16 protein-coding genes are annotated in these 17,801 nt (G+C 52.2%); 9 read left to right on the top strand and 7 right to left on the bottom strand.

What is annotated here, in order from left to right:
* The first annotated feature begins 37 nt into the window (after positions 1–37).
* On the top strand, positions 38–1,867 hold the full coding sequence (locus tag C7459_RS05560) for an APC family permease (RefSeq protein ID WP_109687213.1): 1,830 nt from the start codon (positions 38–40) through the stop codon (positions 1,865–1,867).
* A gap of 172 nt (positions 1,868–2,039) precedes the next feature.
* Positions 2,040–4,013 (top strand): putative bifunctional diguanylate cyclase/phosphodiesterase, encoded by a 1,974-nt coding sequence (locus C7459_RS05555; protein ID WP_109687211.1) that lies wholly within the window; start codon positions 2,040–2,042, stop codon positions 4,011–4,013.
* 83 nt (positions 4,014–4,096) lie between these two features.
* Here C7459_RS05555 and C7459_RS05550 read toward each other — a convergent pair whose 3' ends face one another.
* On the bottom strand, positions 4,097–5,980 hold the full coding sequence (locus tag C7459_RS05550; protein ID WP_109687209.1) for a lamin tail domain-containing protein: 1,884 nt from the start codon (positions 5,978–5,980) through the stop codon (positions 4,097–4,099).
* Positions 5,981–6,156: 176 nt separating this feature from the next.
* On the opposite strand from C7459_RS05550, the gene msrA reads away from it, so the two are divergent.
* Positions 6,157–7,128, top strand: a complete 972-nt coding sequence (gene msrA, locus C7459_RS05545; RefSeq protein WP_109687207.1) for a peptide-methionine (S)-S-oxide reductase MsrA — start codon at positions 6,157–6,159, stop codon at positions 7,126–7,128.
* A 60-nt stretch (positions 7,129–7,188) separates the two neighbouring features.
* On the opposite strand, the gene C7459_RS05540 is transcribed toward msrA, so the two are convergent.
* The 3 genes from C7459_RS05540 to C7459_RS05530 all read right to left on the bottom strand — a co-directional run bounded on the left by C7459_RS05540 (position 7,189) and on the right by C7459_RS05530 (position 11,400).
* Positions 7,189–8,364, bottom strand: coding sequence for a hypothetical protein (locus C7459_RS05540; RefSeq protein WP_109687205.1), 1,176 nt, complete (start codon positions 8,362–8,364; stop codon positions 7,189–7,191).
* A 14-nt stretch (positions 8,365–8,378) separates the two neighbouring features.
* A complete protein-coding gene (locus tag C7459_RS05535; protein WP_109687203.1) occupies positions 8,379–9,617 on the bottom strand; it encodes a hypothetical protein in 1,239 nt (412 codons plus the stop codon).
* Between the two features lie 313 nt (positions 9,618–9,930).
* A complete protein-coding gene (locus C7459_RS05530; protein WP_109687201.1) occupies positions 9,931–11,400 on the bottom strand; it encodes a protein adenylyltransferase SelO in 1,470 nt (489 codons plus the stop codon).
* Between the two features lie 117 nt (positions 11,401–11,517).
* Between C7459_RS05530 and C7459_RS23180 the strand changes: the two genes are divergently transcribed.
* Together C7459_RS23180 and C7459_RS05525 are read left to right on the top strand one after the other, a co-directional pair.
* Entirely contained in the window at positions 11,518–11,682 is a 165-nt protein-coding gene (locus tag C7459_RS23180) for a hypothetical protein (protein WP_170119290.1), read from the top strand.
* Positions 11,683–11,792: 110 nt separating this feature from the next.
* Positions 11,793–12,380 (top strand): hypothetical protein, encoded by a 588-nt coding sequence (locus tag C7459_RS05525; RefSeq protein WP_109687199.1) that lies wholly within the window; start codon positions 11,793–11,795, stop codon positions 12,378–12,380.
* 96 nt (positions 12,381–12,476) lie between these two features.
* Here C7459_RS05525 and C7459_RS05520 read toward each other — a convergent pair whose 3' ends face one another.
* Positions 12,477–12,944, bottom strand: coding sequence for an SRPBCC family protein (locus C7459_RS05520; protein ID WP_245884403.1), 468 nt, complete (start codon positions 12,942–12,944; stop codon positions 12,477–12,479).
* A 64-nt stretch (positions 12,945–13,008) separates the two neighbouring features.
* Positions 13,009–13,197 carry a DUF1272 domain-containing protein gene (locus C7459_RS05515; RefSeq protein WP_109687197.1) on the bottom strand — a complete coding sequence of 63 codons (189 nt, stop codon included), beginning with the start codon at positions 13,195–13,197 and terminating at the stop codon, positions 13,009–13,011.
* A gap of 891 nt (positions 13,198–14,088) precedes the next feature.
* Between C7459_RS05515 and C7459_RS05505 the strand changes: the two genes are divergently transcribed.
* Positions 14,089–15,138, top strand: a complete 1,050-nt coding sequence (locus C7459_RS05505) for a Fic family protein (RefSeq protein WP_109687193.1) — start codon at positions 14,089–14,091, stop codon at positions 15,136–15,138.
* Between the two features lie 211 nt (positions 15,139–15,349).
* The gene (locus tag C7459_RS05500; RefSeq protein WP_109687191.1) at positions 15,350–15,976 is read left to right on the top strand and encodes a LysE family translocator; all 627 of its coding nucleotides are present in this window, start codon (positions 15,350–15,352) and stop codon (positions 15,974–15,976) included.
* Positions 15,977–16,068: 92 nt separating this feature from the next.
* Here C7459_RS05500 and C7459_RS05495 read toward each other — a convergent pair whose 3' ends face one another.
* Positions 16,069–16,617 carry a DUF1697 domain-containing protein gene (locus C7459_RS05495; protein WP_109687189.1) on the bottom strand — a complete coding sequence of 183 codons (549 nt, stop codon included), beginning with the start codon at positions 16,615–16,617 and terminating at the stop codon, positions 16,069–16,071.
* A gap of 166 nt (positions 16,618–16,783) precedes the next feature.
* Between C7459_RS05495 and C7459_RS05490 the strand changes: the two genes are divergently transcribed.
* Positions 16,784–17,233: an SRPBCC family protein gene (locus tag C7459_RS05490; RefSeq protein WP_109687186.1), complete on the top strand. Its 450-nt coding sequence runs from the start codon at positions 16,784–16,786 to the stop codon at positions 17,231–17,233.
* A 155-nt stretch (positions 17,234–17,388) separates the two neighbouring features.
* On the top strand, positions 17,389–17,754 hold the full coding sequence (locus C7459_RS05485) for a YmaF family protein (RefSeq protein WP_109687184.1): 366 nt from the start codon (positions 17,389–17,391) through the stop codon (positions 17,752–17,754).
* Positions 17,755–17,801: the final 47 nt, after the last annotated feature.

Raw genomic sequence — 17,801 nt, 5'->3', positions numbered from 1 at the left:
AAATGAAAAATGAAAGCAAAAAAAGGTGGTATCTGCTATGATTCGTGAGCTAAAACGGTTTCTGATCGGGCGTCCGATGCGGAGTTCACAGTTGGAACATGAGCGACTTCCGAAGTGGAAGGCACTCCCGATCCTCTCGTCTGATGCACTCTCCTCTGTCGCCTACGGATCAGAGGCGATCCTCGGCGTGCTCGTCGCGGTCAGTGCGGCGGCGATGTGGTATAGCCTGCCGATTTCGCTGGCCATCGTGCTGTTGTTGACGACGTTGATTCTGTCCTACCGCCAGATTATCTATGCCTACCCGAACGGGGGCGGGGCCTATGTCGTCTCCAAAGATCACTTGGGCAACAAGTTCGCGCTCGTCGCGGGGGCTTCGTTGCTCGTCGATTACATCCTCACGGTCGCTGTATCGGTCACAGCCGGGGTGGCGGCGATCACGTCTGCGTTTCCCGCGCTGTTGCCACATACCGTGGGATTGTCGGTGCTGATGGTCTTGATCATCATGGTCTTGAACTTGCGTGGCATCACGGAATCAGCCACCGTGTTCAGCTATCCGACCTATGCGTTCATCCTCGGGTTGCTCGTGCTGATCGGCGCCGGGTTGTTTTCGTTAAAAACCGGCAGTGTGCCGGTCGACGTATCCCGCCCGCATGAGTTGGTGATCAGCGGCGTGACGTGGTTTGTGCTCTTGCAAGCGTTCTCGTCTGGCTGTTCGGCGTTGACTGGTGTGGAAGCGATCTCGAATGCCACGCCGGCATTTCGCGCGCCAGAGAGCCGCAACGCCGCGAATACGCTGGGCATCCTCGGGATCTTGCTCGCGGTGCTGTTTGGCGGTACGTCGATGCTGGCCTACCTGTTCCACATCGCACCGCATCCGCATGTCACCGTCCTCTCGCAAGTCGCGGAGCATGTGTTTGGCAGAGGCGGTCTGTACTTCTACATCCAAGGCACGACCGCTCTGATCCTCGTGCTGGCGGCGAACACATCCTTCACCGGGTTTCCGCTATTGGCAGCGCTGATGGCGAAGGATGGATTTGTGCCGCGCCAGTTCACGATGCGCGGAGACCGCCTCGGCTACTCCACCGGGATCATCGCGCTCTCGGTGGCGGCGATCCTGCTGATCATCGCGTTCAACGGCGACACCGACCTGTTGATCCCGCTCTATGCGATCGGCGTGTTCCTGTCCTTCACCCTGTCACAGACGGGGATGGTGCGTCGCTGGTTCCGCCTCAAGGAACGCGGCTGGCAAGGCAAGGCGCTGATCAACGGGATCGGCGCTCTGGTATCGCTGGTCGTGCTCGTGATTTTCGCGGTAACCAAGTTTGAAGAGGGCGCTTGGGTCGTCCTGCTGGTCTTGCCGATTCTGGTGATCATCTTCCTGAAGATCCGTCATCACTATGATGACATCGCCACCGAACTGCGCATCGACATTGACGCCATCCACCCTGAACCGTGCGGCAACTTGGTGATCATCCCGATTTCCAGCATCTCGCAGGTCGTCAACGAATCGCTCGCCTATGCCCGGTCGCTGACTTCCCCGGACAACATCATCTGCGTCTACATCGGTTTTGACTTCGATCAGATTCACGCGATGGAGGAGAAATGGGAGCGTTGGAATCCAGGTGTTCGCTTGGTGACGATGCGTTCGTCGTACCGTTCAGTGTTGCGGCCGTTGTTCCGTTTCATCAACTCCGCAGAGGCGCGCGTTTCCGAAAACGACTTCGTCACGCTGCTCGTGCCGGAGTTCGTCACCCGCAAGTGGTGGCATCGCATCCTGCACAACCAGACCTCGCTACTGATCAAGGCGTGGGCGCTGCACAGCAAGGATATCGTCGTCATCTCCGTCCCGTACCGCCTCAAACACTAGCTTGTGATCAAAAAGGACCGTGCCCTCTGGCAACGGTCCTTTTTTCCAAATAAAGAAATGATCGAATAAGACAGGAATCGACACGAACAGCGTCGAAATAATTGGCAAAAGAAAAAAATCAGATTTCTATGGAGTATAGGCCATTATCCGGAGATGGGGGAGGGTAGGCTGCATGAGTTTTATGTACATCTTGTCAATCGTCATTCGTGCGATTGCAACGATTTGGACGTTGCGGGCTGTCACGAGGCTGCGCGATTGGCGCCTCGCCACGGTAGCGACTGCGGTAGGGTCTGTGATGGTGTATCAATTGTATTTGTTGTTCGGTTGGTACTGGGACCGTCCGTGGAGTTGGACAGGGACGAGCACGGATACGTATTGGATGTTCGACAGTTTCATCACCAGTTTGGCGGTCTACTACGTCGTGCGGATCATCTCCGATCAGCGAGGGATCGAGCAACAACTCAAGGACAAGGAACAGCAATACCGCTCCCTGTTTGAACATAACCAAGACGCTGTCTACACACTGGACTTGGCGGGCAACTTCCTCAGTTCGAACCCGGCCTGCCAGCAAGTGACGGGATATAGCTTGGATACGTTGCGTCAACTCGAGTTTCAAAACCTCGTCGTCACCGAGGATGTGCCGATGGTGGAGCGACAATTTCGTCTGGCTGCACGAGGGGAAGCGACGGAGTTTGAATGCCGCATCCACAACCCGAGCGGCGGTCCGACCGATTTTTTGGTGAAATTCGTTCCGATGCTCATCAACGGTTCCATCGTCGGTGTGTACGGGATTGCCAAGGACATCACGGAAAGCAAACTGGCGGGCGAACGGGTGCGCAGGATGGCGTTTTACGACATGTTGACCGACCTGCCGAATCGCGTGCTGTTCGAACAGCGCTTGGAACAAGAATTGGAACGCGCACGGTTGCAGGGACAGCTCCTGGCGGTGTTGTTTTTTGACCTCGACCGCTTCAAGTTCATCAATGATACGTTCGGCCACAGCCTTGGGGATCGCCTGTTGCAAGCGGTCGCGCAGCGGTTGGTGTCCTCGGTACAGGCTGAGGCGATTTTTTCCCGGATCAGCGGGGATGAATTCACCGCGCTCCTGCCCGACCTCCGCAATGTTCACCAAGTGACAGAGGTGGCGCAACAGATTCTCGTGGCGTTAGAACGACCGTTTGTGCTGGAGGGGCATGAGATTTTTATCACGTCCAGCATCGGGATCTCGCTGTACCCGGATGACGGGTGCAGCGCGGATAAACTGGTTCAGCATGCGGATACCGCGATGTACCGGGCGAAGGAGAACGGGCGCAACAACTACCAACTGTTCCAATCGGCGATGAACAAAAAAGTCACCGAGCGGCTCACGCTGGAGCATGATCTGCGCAAAGCTTTGGAACGGAACGAGTTTGTCGTCTACTACCAACCGCAAGTCAACGCCGCGACCGGCGAGGTATTTGGCTTGGAGGCGTTGGTGCGCTGGCAGCATCCGACGCGTGGCATGATCTCTCCGGCGGAGTTCATCCCACTGGCGGAGGAGAGCGGTCTGATCGTGCCGATCGGCGAATGGGTGCTCAAGACGGCGTGTCAACAAGTCAAGCGCTGGCAGCGTGTATTCCCGAACTTGCGAGCGGCCGTCAACCTCTCCGCCAGACAGTTCCAGAGTGACAACCTCGTGGAGATCGTGGCACAGGCGTTGGAAGAGGCGGAACTTCAGGCGCACTGTCTGGACTTGGAGATCACGGAGAGCACGACGATGCACAACGTCGACCGGGCGATTGCGACGATGCATGATCTGAAGAGTTTAGGCATTCAGATCTCGTTGGATGACTTCGGGACGGGGTATTCGTCGCTCAGCTATCTGAAGCACTTCCCGATTCACATGCTCAAAATCGATCGATCGTTCGTCCGCGACATCACGACAGACGAGGACGATGCGGCGATTGTCGCATCGGTCATCGCGATGGCGCACAGTTTGAAGCTGAACGTCATCGCCGAGGGTGTGGAGACGGAGGAGCAGTTGGCGTATCTGATGGAGCGCCGCTGTGACCAGATGCAGGGCTATCTGTTCTCACAACCCTTGCCTGTTGAGAAGTGTGATGAACTTCTGCACTTCATTAATAAGACCCAAGTAGGGACGGTATAGGACGATACGAAAAACAGCCTGTCACGATCAGTATTGATCGCGGACAGGCTGTTTTGGTGTAGGCTTTTTTGGCAAATCTCCTTCTACAAGCCAGTCGCATCCAGTTTATAGACATGATCAATCGGGTACTTCCCATTGGACGTGTAGCTGCTCGCCGCCGACTCGAACAGCACGTAGAGACTGCCGCTCTTGTTCGTCAGCCCTTCGGCCATCGGTGGGGCGGTCAGTGCGGTGGTGCAACTGTTGTGGTCGAGGAAATAGGACGGCACAGAAGTCCCGTTCACCGTCGAGTAGTAGTGCGGTGTTTGACTCAGCACGTTTTCATAGACCCAGAGGTCAGAGTCGTTCGTTCTGCCATACGAAGCGCTCAGAATGAATCGACCGTCCGTCATGACCGTCGCACCTTGCACGCGGTCTGCGATGGAGAGGATGTAATCTGGCGTGACAGGAGTGGAGCCACCGGTGTACTTGCCAGTGGGGAGGCGCCCAGTGTTCGGGTCGAGTTTGTAGCCGGCCATCCATGCGTGGTGGGCGGTGCCAGTCCGCGTCGTTTTGTAGTGAGTGGTGTCGGTCAGGTAGTCAGGGTCTTCGTAAAACTCGCCGACCCACAGGATGTTGTTCGCCGCTGTCGCAAAAGACGCTTTCGTCACAGCCGGGAACTTGTCCGCGATGTAGAGGCGGTCCCGATTTGCGACGTTGATCACATCAACTAACGGGATGCGCGCCATCGAACTGCCAACGGTGACCCACACGTCCGTCGCCGTCGCGGCCAGTCCACCGACATGTCCGGTGCTTGGGGTCTTGTCCGCGTTGTAGAGCGTCATCGACTTGACGAGTTTGTTGGTGCTGGCATCGATCGCGGTGATCATGGACGAGTTGCCGTCCTCGCGATAATGCGAGACGAGGAACCAGTTTTTCGAAGCCACATACGTCATACCCTGCGGCGTCAGGTCTTGCGCCAGCGCCGGAATGATCGGGCCAGCGGTGCTCTTGCTGAAGAAGGTCGAGTACTCCGGGAAACTACCTGCAGGGGTGCCGACGACCGATGCTTGCGTGACAGGGATCGATAGGGCGGCCGAGGTGATCGCGGTCTTGGCCGAGGCGTTGTTGGAGGTATCGACAGCTGTGATTTCAAACGTATGATTTTCCTCTGGGTTCAATCCAGTTACCACGGCAGAGCGGGTTTCTGAACGGTAGGTGTGGTCGAAAACGCCGTCCACGTAGACCCGGTAGAAGGCGAGATCAGACGACGTGCTGGCGTTCCAGGACAGTGTCACTTGGTTGCTACCAGACTTCGCGGTCAAGCCCGTCGGTGCGGCCGGTGCGACATCCTCCCACGTCGCGGGCGGAACTTGTCCGGCAAATACGGAACCGGGAGATGCCTTGCTGGTATCGGTCGTCAGTTTGCGCATCACATTGGTGCCGTCCGTCGGGTACAGATACGGGATGCCGATGTTTTCCGAGACGTCCTCGGGGTTGTAGCTGCTCGTCGAGATCTTCACATTGTCAGCACCGGCAATCGACAGCGTGCGCGCTGCGGTATTGGCCATGCCGCTTGCCGAGACTTCGAAAACTTGACTTGCGGTCAAGTTCGTGCCATAGTTCGCATTGAAGTCAGCGAGTGTGGCGCTGGCGTCCGACTTGATCCAGACGACGAACGTGCTTTTCGGCGCGATGTACTTGTCGCTGGTGATCGTCCACTTGTATGAGGTCGGGGTTTCGTAGAGGATGCTGTCATTTTTCAGGTTGATCGTGGCACTGGTGGTGTTGTAGAGTTCGACGAATTCGAAAGCGTCCGGCGTACCCGTCCCACCGCCGACGATCTTGCTGTCGGGCGTGACTTCGGTGATCAGCAGTTTGGGTACCGAGTACGAGTTGGCGTAGGCCGAGTGGACAGCGGGCAACAGCAGCGGGAGTGCCAGCAAGACGGCACCCAACTTGGTCAGCGTGCTCTGAAATTTTTTCATCAGACCCCTCCTAGTATCGAGAAAATGTGAGTGTTGTGAAAATTACATATATATATTATGGTATTTTATTTAAATAGAAAAGTCAAAAAGAGTTGCGAAACGAGTCTGGAGAACTTGCCGCATTTTCCAGCACAGGAGCAAAGATGATACAATGATCGGAAAAGGGGGTTGTTTCAATGAGCGAACAACAGACGACAGGACGTCGCGAGCTTGCGACATTTGCAGGAGGATGCTTTTGGTGCATGGTAACACCATTTGAGGAAATGCCGGGGATTCATGGCATCGTGTCCGGCTACACCGGTGGGCACAAGGTCAACCCCACCTACGAAGAAGTCTGCTCGGAAACCACCGGGCATGCGGAAGCGGTGCAGATCACATTTGACCCGGATGTGTTCCCGTACACGAAGCTGCTCAACCTCTTCTGGCGGCAGATCGACCCGACCGATGCGGGCGGACAGTTTTTTGACCGAGGAGCGTCGTACCGGACGGCGATTTTTACACACAGCGAGGAACAGCAGCGACTGGCAGAGGAGTCCAAGCGGGAACTGGCGGCCAGCGGACGATTTGATAAGCCGATTGCAACGGAGATCGTGCCTGCGGGAACGTTCTACCCAGCGGAAGAGTATCATCAGGATTTCCACAAAAAGAGCCCGGCCCGCTACAAGAGCTACAGACAGGGTTCCGGGCGAGATGCGTTCATCGATCGGAACTGGGCGCTGCAGAAGGACGAGCAGGAACTCCGTGCCCGACTGACCCCGATGCAGTACGCGGTCACGCAAGAAAACGGAACGGAGCCGCCGTTCCGCAATGAATTTTGGAACCACAAAGGCGAGGGACTCTACGTGGACATCGTCTCAGGCGAGCCGCTGTTTAGCTCGTTGGACAAGTTTGATTCGAATTGTGGGTGGCCGAGTTTTTCCAAGTCGTTGCACATGGCGAACATCAAGGGCGTGAAGGACACCAGCCACGGCATGGTGCGCGTGGAAGTGCGGAGTGCGCAGGCCGACTCGCATCTCGGGCATGTCTTTGACGATGGTCCGGGCCCGGATGGGATTCGATTCTGCATCAACTCTGCCGCGCTGCGTTTTATTGCGAGAGAGGATTTGGAGAAGGAAGGGTATGGCGAGTACGCGTCCCTGTTTGCATAAAAAAAGCCTGTCACACCGTTGCGTGTGACAGGCTTTTTTCGTAGGGTGGACTGAAGTTGATTAGTAAGGTTTGTAGCCGCCGCTGATCTTCAGCGCGCTGTACACCGCTTTGACGGCGTCCTTTTTCTCCCCGATTCCAGGGGTTTGGCCGCTGGGTGCAACATAGTCGCTGGAGAACCAGACATCGAAAGGTGTCGTGTCGAGTTTTTCGGTATTGGAGTTGTACATGATCCCGAGGATTGTGAGTGAATGCAAGAGTCGGGGGACGCCGCGTTTTGAATGGAATTGTTTGTACAGCTTGCCTTTTGAAGTCAAATCGTCCTCGACGAGGCTTACTGCTGATTTGAAATCCTGTTTCAGTTTCTCGATATTGATTTTTGCGAGTTCTTCACGCTCGGCGGCTTTTTCACGGGCTCGTTCGATGGCGGCTGCTTGCTCTTCCTCGCTGAGTTCCTTCCGTTCGTTGCCGAAATCAAGCGGGGCGTACACCGATTCCGCGACATAGGGATACTGCACGCGTTTGACCCAAGAACCTCCGCCCTTGGTCAGGATGTGCCCGACAGAAGAGGCGGAGTTGGAGGTGACATCCAAGAGCGCGTCATAATCTCTACCTCCCGGACCTGTCTGATCCTCGGCCATCGTGATCATAAAGTCCGGTCTGGACTTGCGGAGGTTTTGCGGTGTGGTTTGGACGGAGACCCCGCCTCCAGCATTGGCGGACGCGTAGTCCTCGATGACATACCCTCCCGATGCAGACGGGTGCATGGTGCCTTGCCCAGAGATCAAATCCAGCAGTTTGTTTTGGAAATTGCGAGCATGTCCATTGCTGTACGGGAATTGGGCGGCTACTTCGGTCGCGGATAAGTCGCCGTCCATGACTTGGTCGATGACACCTTGGACTTCATCGCGGCCTGCTTCCACGGTTGTGTCGATGTCCTTGGCGGTGGCGCGTGCGGTCGCGGTGAGGGCATCAAGTTCTGCGATCTCATCATCGTCGAGTGTCTTGTGCGCTTCGACGGGGTACTTGCCGGGGACGTATTCCAACAGTTGGCGTTGAATGGTTTTCTGTGCGTGGGAGGCGCGAAACAGTTGGGACACGGCACGGTTGCCTGCGGTTTTTTGTAATTGGAGGAGCATGGCTTGTGCGGATCGGGGTGAGGGGGACGGTTGGTGAGTTTGTGATGCTTGCGGTGTGTTGGCTTTTTTATCGGCATGTGTATGTTTGTGGGGCGACATGGAAGCCCTCCTCGTTATGGCCGACCCCAGCGAAAGTAGAAAAGGAAATAAGGGTCCAGAATATAAATCTTATCGTCCTTCCACTCTAAAACTTTGTATAACTCTCCGTTGCTTGAAATAATACCCTGAATTTGTGTGAGCGTATCCTTGAGTTTCCGATTCTCAGGTTTACTGGAGTCCGTGTTTATGATCTTGGTGATGCGTTCCTTAAGACCTTCAAGATCAATCGAAATGGTTGGCGGGTCTTGTGCAAGTGCTTCAATGATCGCCTCGTACAGGTCAACGGTTCTGCCATTTTGAAGTTGAAAGTTTTTTCTTTGCTTTCCGCGAGAAGGTGGCCCTGATTCAAGCTTATTAATAACATCTCTGTATTCCATATGTGAAGTTGTTTTACGATAAGCACGATCAAGTAGAGTTGCATCTCCAACAGTGTTCACGAGTGGGTCCTTATCTACGTTGAGAACTCGTGATAGATTTAAACATATGGATTGCATCAACTGCGGAGAGGTGATGCTTTCCTTGGCTAATCTAGCTGCAAACTCATTGCAGATCTCGATTCCAAGTTTACGAAAGCCGGTCAAGGGGATCTCAATTAATTCCTCGGCTGACCAAGGTTCGATATTGATAAAGTTCATTCGTGCGTTCAAATCGCTGTTTTTGCGAATCGCGTCATCCGCTCGATGTGGCAGGGAAATGACAACGGCTCTCAGTTCTTTGCGAATTGCATCTTTTAATTGATGGGCGATATCCAATTGCAATTCTTTGTCGATGTAATGAAAGTCGTCAAGAACTAAGACGAATTCGTTTGTGACAAATTCCTCAATGACTCGGTCTTTTCCGGTTACCATTTTTGCTTTATATGATTGTGTCGAGGCGTGTTTTGCTGATCCTGTTCCTTCAGCAATGAATAGCTTGCCTTTGATGCTGCCTTGAACTTCATTTGTATTCGCATCTGTTGATTCAGTTTCTAGAGGAAGCCCGATCGTATTCGAGACTGTAGTCCAGAAATCTACGCCTTTTTTAAAATCCCCACCACTTAATAGGATCATTTTATCTGATCCTATTACATTTTCACATAATACAGTTTTGCCCGACTTTGAGGGTCCTACTATGGAGGTGAGAAAACCTGCAGTATCAAGAGCTTCTTCTAACAAGGAATCGTAAGTGCCGTTTCTTGATTGTCTGATGACATATGTATGCTCAGGGTAAGTGCCCGGTTTAAATATTTCATTTGATTTGTGTGCTCTTGGCATGGCTTCCCTACCCCTCCCAGAAGTGTCCGTGACTCCGCTTTGTTGTGAATACGTACATTATACTACATTTTCCTGAGCAATCCTTTTGACAAATAGATACTCGGTGAAATTATGGGTTGCACAAGGTTTCTATTTTTTCCAACTTGTAAAGTGTTTAAAACAAGCAGTATGAGCATGTCATATCGCCAGTGGCAGGTCGGAAGATTCGCCGTTGTCAACGTTAAGTGAATGCTCAAACTCATAGTCAAAAAAGGCTGGCCTCCTAAGGGAGACTAGCCTTTTTTCGTTGAGGTTATTTCTCATTCGCCCCGTATTAGGTACCACAAAAGGTTTGGTAAGGACGGGAGGAAGGCGCAGGCAGCGCAGCGTACTCAGCCTGTTCTGGGGAGTGCGCGTAAGGGTTTGAAAGAACACCGAGAAGCCTCTCCATCACGCTGTAGTCGCCTTGTTCTACTGCGCTCTCCAGAGCAGCCTCTACCCGGTGGTTGCGAGGGATGACCGCAGGGTTGCTACTCTGCATCAACTGTTGCGAGGCGGCTTTCGATTCCTGCTGCCTACCTAGTCTCGCGTGCCACAGCTCTTGCCACTGAACAAACTCCGGGGTCCCAGACAAGACCGTATCCTCCAGCGTATCGAACGTCAATGCACGGAAGGTATTGGTATAGTCCGCCTGATACTTCTGCATCATATTGAGCAGGTTTTCAACAAGGGATTCATCCTCTTGCTCCTCGTTAAAGATCCCCAATTTGGCTCGCATGCCCGCAAACCAATGACGTTGATACAACTCGCTGTAACTTGCAATCGTATCCTGAGCGATTTGGATAGCCTGCGCCTCATCGTCATGCAACAGCGGCAACAGGGTTTCAGCAAATCGCGCAAGATTCCACCCGGCAATATACGGCTGATTGCCATAGGCATAGCGGCCTTGCTGGTCGATGGAACTGAACACCGTTGCCGGGTCATAGGTATCCATGAAGGCGCAAGGACCGTAATCAATGGTCTCTCCGCTGATGGCCATGTTGTCGGTGTTCATCACCCCGTGAATAAAGCCAACCAGTTGCCACTTGGCAATCAGTGCGGCCTGACGCTTGATGACTTCCTGAAGCAGCACGAGATAGCGGTTCTCAGCATCGACAACCTCTGGAAAATGACGTTGCAACGCATAATCCGCCAGAGCCCGGAGATCCTCGACAGTGCCCCATTTGGCAGCGTATTGAAAGGTGCCGACGCGCAAATGACTCGCAGCCACACGGGTCATAACAGCACCAGGCAGGTAGGTTTCACGGACGACGGTCTCACCAGTTGCCACCACGGCGAGACTGCGGGTGGTCGGAATTCCGAGCGCATGCATGGCTTCACTGATGATGTATTCGCGCAGCATCGGTCCAAGTGCCGCTCGACCATCACCTCCGCGAGAGTATGGCGTTCTGCCCGAACCCTTGAGCTGAAGATCAAACCGTTCACCTGAAGGCGTGATCTGTTCGCCAATCAGCAGAGCCCGGCCGTCCCCTAACTTCGCAAAGTGCCCGAATTGATGCCCTGCATAAGCCTGAGCAAGCGGCAAAGCACCTTCGGGCATGCGGTTGCCGGCAAGCACTTCGATCTCATTTTCGCTGTGCAACGCCTGTACGTCCAACCCAAGGGATGTTGCCAATGGATGATTGAGCATGACCAACTTTGGCGAGCGAACAGGGTTTGGACTGATGATGCTAAAAAACGATTGCGGCAGACGCGCATAACTGTTGTCCAAGTTCCATCCTGCTTCTATACTTGAATTTCCCATTTTTATCGGATCTCCTTTCCTTTTCTAGATAGGTTTTTGTTATGTACGTTCTGAATAATTGTACCACTGTTACCTAAAAATATCCCCGGCACTGAGCGGTGGCGAGGATTGCACAGGATGTTGTTGGTAGGCAGTCCTATCGGGGTTCGGGGATCAGTCCATGATGGAGCCGCAGGTCAGGTTCGCGAGGGTGCCGGTCATCGCGCTGGCCCGATCGGAGGCCATGAAGACCGCTGCGTTGGCAACCTCGTTCAGTATGGGGAGGACGTCCAAGTGCGGTAGTGAGAGTTACCATTTGATTAGTTGTCTATGAAGGGCAGCAGGAACCCATAAAGAGGAACAGAACATAAATAGTCAGCGAAATGTGAGCGTACTAGAGGGGGGATAGCTTGATGAAGTTTACCTATGTATTGAGTGGAATTGGCTGGGCTGATGTGAGTCTGGAGGTCGAAGAACAGAAATTTTACTTTGACGCCAGCTATATCTCGGATGCATTGAGGGATTTGTTGGCGGGTTTGTTGCATTTGATATCTGGCGGGAGGGATGATGGCGATCGTACGAAACCGTTTTATTTCAATTGGTATGGCGAACCCACAGTTGCTCGATGGATGTTGGAGTTGAGAGACGAGGAGCACGTTAGAATCAAAATTGACGTATTCCCCGACGAATCGGTTGTCGATATGGGTGGGGAGAGGCAGGTTCCTATTGACGCGATTGTCCCCAAAAATGATTTGATACATGTGGTAGTTTCTGCGATTCGTCTACTGATCAGAACGACGGGAGTCATTGGCTACCAAAGCACTTGGAATCATCACGAATTTCCACTCCAGAGTTTTTTGAAACTTTATCATTACGTTACGTATAATCGGCATTTTCCCGTTACACAAACAGTTGACGGGTATATGGAGCATACTCACAGCGACCTGCGAGAGGAAATACGCCTGTTATCTCTACTTCTGAGCGAAGCGGATACGGACTAGTCTGAGTAGGGCTCATTCAGGATCATCCTACCTCGTTCTCGAAAAAGAATCCCCGCCTCCGTGACGGTGGCGGGGATTGCTAGCTACGAACACCCCTTACCTACTTTTCATCATCTGCTTGTCGAGTTGCTCAAGCACGAGCGGCCACGCTTGTTCGTGGCGGTTCCTCGAATCCTCATCTGGAAACCCTGCGTGCGTAAGTCGCAGCCGAGTACCGCTGCCTTGAGGCTCCAGTTCAACCGTAACAACGGTCTCCGCTCCCTTGGTTCCCCCGGCCCCTGTAACCCAAGTCATTTCAACTGCACGATCTTGTTCAAGCCTCAGAAATCGTCCGTAATGGGGATGACGCTGTGCCTCACTTTCCGTATCGGGTTTGTAGACGGTCTCAAAAAAGAAGACCGTGTTGACTTCTCCCGTCATTAACAACGTTCCAGGTGCCGCAAACCAGCGGTCGAACTGTTTGGTCCATGCTCGGAACAGCACATCGGCAGGGGCATCCATCATGCGCTCAACCGTCAGAATAAACGGTCTTGTTGAAAGGTTAGGTATCGTAATGGGCTTCATAGAGAGCTCCTCCATATCCATATTATCGGTCGTGCAAGGCTCATGCTCGTCCCTGTTTGATTCATCATGAACGGACAATTTTGGGTCTCTTGGGTCTTCTTACGAGTTCTCCTCCACAATTTGGGCAGATGTGACTCATTTCTTCTGTGCATGGTGAGCAGAATGTACATTCAAATACACATATAAAAGCTTCAGACTGATCCTCAATGGATGAATGACAACGCTCACATTCGTTTCTCATTTCTAATGCCATATAAATACTAGCTCCCTTCCAGTTGTTGTTAGTTAACATAGTACTACCAATGCCAATTAAAGGAAAGGGGCAGTTGAACGAGGGGCACTCCACCAAGGCGAAGGCAACAAGGGACACGCACCTAAGCCCGATCCGAGGAATAAAATAAAGTACACGAAAAGCTTACGCAGGGGGGGGACATTCCTACATGACCAGACGTCAACAACATGGGTTTGTGACTTGGCAAGACTGGATGTATTACGCACCCGTTGTACGCTACCAGCATCCAACTTACGCGAGTCACGGTTATCCGTATCAACCGTTACATCGGGTATGGAGCATAGGCGGAGACTGGCAAACAAACTATGGGCCTATGAACCTGAGACTGCTTGAAGATCGGATTACTGTTCTAGGTACGTATCAAGCAGGAACTAGTCACGGCGAAATCATGGGTGCGATGCATGGCACCACGATGGTCGGTCATTGGAGGAGACTGTATCCAGCAGGCGATCGGGACAATGCAGGTAGGATCGAATTTAGATTTAACGCAAATGGCGATGTATTTGATGGAAATTGGAGCTATGGCAATACGGCCCCAGACCCATCCAAGAAATGGACGGGTACAAAAATCTTGAGATAGATGAGAAGGGCTCGAAACTTTTGATTCGGGCCCTTTCGTATGTTCACTTTCTTCCATCACGGGCAGTGTGAGGCAAGCAGAGGCTGACACGGAACGCATTCGCGAAATGTTATTGGCACGAGGCGAAACACAATTTTGAAGAATGCACAGCTTCCATATTCAGACCACTGCATCCAGTATGCGGGCGAGAGGAGTAATGTGGCAATCGTACAAATCGATCTGGTTATATATATCATGAGATTGTATAATGATATAGATAAGGGGGCGATTTTATGATGTCATTCCGGGATGATAAGATTGAGAAGATCAGCTATAACTTACCCGTCGTTAATCTGCTAAACAGGATCAATGAATACAAGGGGAAGCAAGAACTTTACAAACATCAATCCCCAGAGCTGTTAGACGCTCTTTTGCAAGTTGCTAAAATTCAAAGTGTGGAATCCTCTAACCGAATTGAGGGTATTTTTGCGGAGGATAAGAGAATTTCTTTGCTAGTTAAGGAGAAGGTCGAACCACGGAACCGTGATGAAGCAGAAATTGCGGGCTATCGGGATTGCCTAGAACTTATACATGCATCTGCAACACATATGCCTATTAAACCTCATATCATCCAACAAGTTCATAGAACTATGATGGCACTTTCCACTGGAACCGGAGGGAATTGGAAATCTGTAGATAACTTTATTCGTGAAACGTTGCCATCTGGTGAACAGGTAGTTCGATTTATTCCTGTACCAGCTTGGAAAACGCAAGACGCAATGGAGGAGCTATGCCAACTCTATCTGGAGAAAAAAGATAAGGGACAAGTCCCATCACTCGTTCTAGATGCATTGTTTGTCTTGGACTTTTTGTCTGTTCATCCATTTTCAGATGGAAACGGACGTATGGCACGTTTACTGACATTGTGGGTACTGTACCTTGGAGGATTTGAAGTAGGTCGCTACATCAGTTTGGAAAAATTGGTCGAGCAATTAAAGGAGCAGTACTATAAAACATTACAGCAGTCCTCGCAAGGTTGGCATGATGGAGAGCACGATGTGGCTCCATGGCTAGAGTACTATCTAACAATCGTCCTGCGGGCCTATCAAAAATTTGATGAACACGTGGGTACGATCTCCACAAGAAGTCGTGGGTGGAAGAAAAAGAAGATCGAGTCTGTAGTTGACAGCTTTATTGCAGACTTTACCATAGCAGATTTGTTGGACCGGTGCCCCGGAATCGCACGACCGACAGTAACGAGAACGCTGAGCCAACTGAGCCAACAGGGAGTTATCGAGTGTGTGGAACTAGGGCGTAATGCGAGATGGCGGAAGTTGAAATAACGGTGGGAGTAAGGAATTCCTAGGCTCATCCTTTTCAGCGATAATCGACCACTCGTCGGGACGGAGCCAATTAACAAGCTTGAATTCTAGAGCTTAACGTAGATTTTAAATGAATACAAAAGAGCGAGGTCGAGCGTGCAGGATCGCTGGTCTGCGAGTAGAATTGATTCCTACGCACTTCTAACCGCACGAAAAACTGGAGGGGAAGCCAATGTTCGAACTCTCTACCTTGGGCACGTTCATCGTCGTGGTACTGGGCCTGTTTCTAATCCCAGGTCCGGCTGTACTCTTGACGGCCACTCGTACCGTACAGGGCGGGCGAAAAGCGGGCGTGATGGCGGGGCTGGGCATCGCAACGGGGGATTTTATCCATACGATCTTTGCTGCTGTCGGGCTATCCGCGATCTTGATGACTTCCGCAGTCGCCTTCAATTTTGTCAAGTTCGCAGGGGTCGCGTACTTGCTCTACTTGGGCATCCGCGCCCTGTTGGAAAAACCAACTGACCCGCAACTTCCGCAAGTTGAACAGGTGTCACCGCTCAAAGCCTACGGGCAAGCCATCGTAACGGAAGTACTCAATCCCAAGACAGCGCTGTTCTTCCTCGCATTTCTCCCGCAATTCGTTCATCCAGAACGCGGGGCGTCCGTTGTCCAGTTTCTACTCCTCGGCTTGCTTTTCGTCGTGCTCGGCGTCATCTACACCACCAGCATCGCCATGAGCATGCGACTGCTCGGCAGGCTGGTCAAGCGCGTCTCTTGGCTCGCTCGTTGGAGTGGCAAGATCGTAGGTACGATCTACATCGGGCTCGGCTTGAAAGTAGCGTTGCAGGAACGGTAAGCTGATCGGAGCAATAGGAAAAAGCGACCTGACAAGGGTCGCTTTTTTGAGTAGTTTACAGATTTACAAGCGATCGTCCATCTCTAAGGGTGTCACCCACGCGGTTCCATCGCCTGTACCATCGCGTAGAGTTTCATGATCGTCTTCCAATTACGAGACGTCTGGGGACTCAGCTTTTGATACTTTTTCGGCAACTTGGAATCGAGGATGCTCTGGCGCAGCATCAGGTAGAGCTCGCGACCCTCCAAAAAGTATTCATCATTGCCCTGTGCCACGTCCGGCAACTTGTCCAGTTCTTCTCGTGAAGGGGCGTCTTTTAATAGCGTGAGGTGGATGCTTTCACCTGCGGACAAAGAGTCTGGAGAGAACGGGCAGGTTTCGATGATGTGCTCCAATTCTTCGGCGGTTCTCAACATCACCGAGATCGACATACCGAATACCTTGCTGATTTCAGCCTCGATTTGCGCTTGCAGGAGTTGCTCTCCGGCTTCCTCCGCTTCGAACACCACGTTGCCGCTCTGGATATATGTTTGCACACGGGTGAAGCCGAGCGATTCGAGCATATGTTTCAAGTCGGCCATCTTGATTTTGTTGTTCCCACCGACATTGATTCCACGTAGAAACCCTACATAAATGGTCATCTCAGCACCTCTTTTTTCTTCAAACTGTGATCGGCTATCTCTTCGAACACCATACCTCGCAAGGTTTCTCGATTTTTTACAAGACATATCAACTTAGAATACTTATAATCAGAGTAGCGATTGAAACGATCAATTGCAAGTACAGCGATACTCAGGAGGAATAGCCGTGGATTTGACCTACCACTATTACATTGGAGCAAACCCGGAGGATGTTTGGCAAGCGCTTGTATCAGATGAAGGCGTCAAGCAAACTTTCTTTGGCACGACCATACAATCGACGTTCCAAGTAGGCGAGCGGTACGCCTATGTCGGGCCTGGTGCTGACGGAGAGCAGACGGTGCATGTTTACGGTACCATTTTGGCATTCGAGCCCAATCAGGTCCTCAGTTACACGGAGCATCCGGGGCCGTCCTACAACGAAAACCACGAAACGCTGGAAACTCGTGTTACGTTCACGCTGGAAGCTGTCGGTGACTGCACGAAACTTACGCTGCTCAACGACCAATGGCCTGCCGATCACCCGTCTTACGCCAACTCGCGGGAACACTGGCCGATGATTCTGAGTAACATCAAAACCTACGTTGAAACCGGGAAGACGCTGAACTTCGGCTGGTAAGCTAGACCCATCGATTCAATCGAGGATGTACGCGAGATGAGAAACCTTCGACAGCTTGAGGGTTTCTTTTTCAATTCCTCCAAAATAGGTTCCTGCTTAACACCATCGGTCACCGAAAGTAATAAAGTGGTATTCACTCGATTGGGAGGGATACCATGAAAAAATCATCGATCAAACGGCTCTCGAACAAAGGCAAACACAGAAAGACCAAGCGCCAACGGCATGTCCATGAGTTCCTCGGCAGCACGAAGCTTGCCGAGGAAGGCGATGATCGGCACAATCATCGCTTTGCAGGGGTTTCCGGGGAAGCGATCCCGCGAGGCGACAGTCACGTACACGTGCTCACCACGAATACGGACTTCCTCGACCATCATCATCGACTACTGCGCATCGTCACAGGCCCTGCGATTCCTGTTGGCAACGGGAAGCACATCCATTTTGTAAAAGGGGTAACCACCTTCGTCGACGGTCATGTCCATGTATTTAACCTGACAACGCTGATCGACAATCCTATTGGTTAGGAAAAAGCCCTCGGAAACGAGGGCCTTTTTGTTGCACAAAAACGCTA

Source organism: Tumebacillus permanentifrigoris, assembly GCF_003148565.1.
Classification (GTDB): Bacteria; Bacillota; Bacilli; order Tumebacillales; family Tumebacillaceae; genus Tumebacillus; species Tumebacillus permanentifrigoris.
This window is presented reverse-complemented; position numbering and strand designations above follow the sequence as displayed.

Coding starts and splice junctions, on each gene's coding strand:
- C7459_RS05560 (WP_109687213.1), top strand. CDS start 38: ATGATTCGTGAGCTAAAACGGTTTCTGATCGGGCGTCCGATGCGGAGT.
- C7459_RS05555 (WP_109687211.1), top strand. CDS start 2,040: ATGAGTTTTATGTACATCTTGTCAATCGTCATTCGTGCGATTGCAACG.
- C7459_RS05550 (WP_109687209.1), bottom strand. CDS start 5,980: ATGAAAAAATTTCAGAGCACGCTGACCAAGTTGGGTGCCGTCTTGCTG.
- msrA (WP_109687207.1), top strand. CDS start 6,157: ATGAGCGAACAACAGACGACAGGACGTCGCGAGCTTGCGACATTTGCA.
- C7459_RS05540 (WP_109687205.1), bottom strand. CDS start 8,364: ATGTCGCCCCACAAACATACACATGCCGATAAAAAAGCCAACACACCG.
- C7459_RS05535 (WP_109687203.1), bottom strand. CDS start 9,617: ATGCCAAGAGCACACAAATCAAATGAAATATTTAAACCGGGCACTTAC.
- C7459_RS05530 (WP_109687201.1), bottom strand. CDS start 11,400: ATGGGAAATTCAAGTATAGAAGCAGGATGGAACTTGGACAACAGTTAT.
- C7459_RS23180 (WP_170119290.1), top strand. CDS start 11,518: ATGTTGTTGGTAGGCAGTCCTATCGGGGTTCGGGGATCAGTCCATGAT.
- C7459_RS05525 (WP_109687199.1), top strand. CDS start 11,793: ATGAAGTTTACCTATGTATTGAGTGGAATTGGCTGGGCTGATGTGAGT.
- C7459_RS05520 (WP_245884403.1), bottom strand. CDS start 12,944: ATGAAGCCCATTACGATACCTAACCTTTCAACAAGACCGTTTATTCTG.
- C7459_RS05515 (WP_109687197.1), bottom strand. CDS start 13,197: ATGGCATTAGAAATGAGAAACGAATGTGAGCGTTGTCATTCATCCATT.
- C7459_RS05505 (WP_109687193.1), top strand. CDS start 14,089: ATGATGTCATTCCGGGATGATAAGATTGAGAAGATCAGCTATAACTTA.
- C7459_RS05500 (WP_109687191.1), top strand. CDS start 15,350: ATGTTCGAACTCTCTACCTTGGGCACGTTCATCGTCGTGGTACTGGGC.
- C7459_RS05495 (WP_109687189.1), bottom strand. CDS start 16,617: ATGACCATTTATGTAGGGTTTCTACGTGGAATCAATGTCGGTGGGAAC.
- C7459_RS05485 (WP_109687184.1), top strand. CDS start 17,389: ATGAAAAAATCATCGATCAAACGGCTCTCGAACAAAGGCAAACACAGA.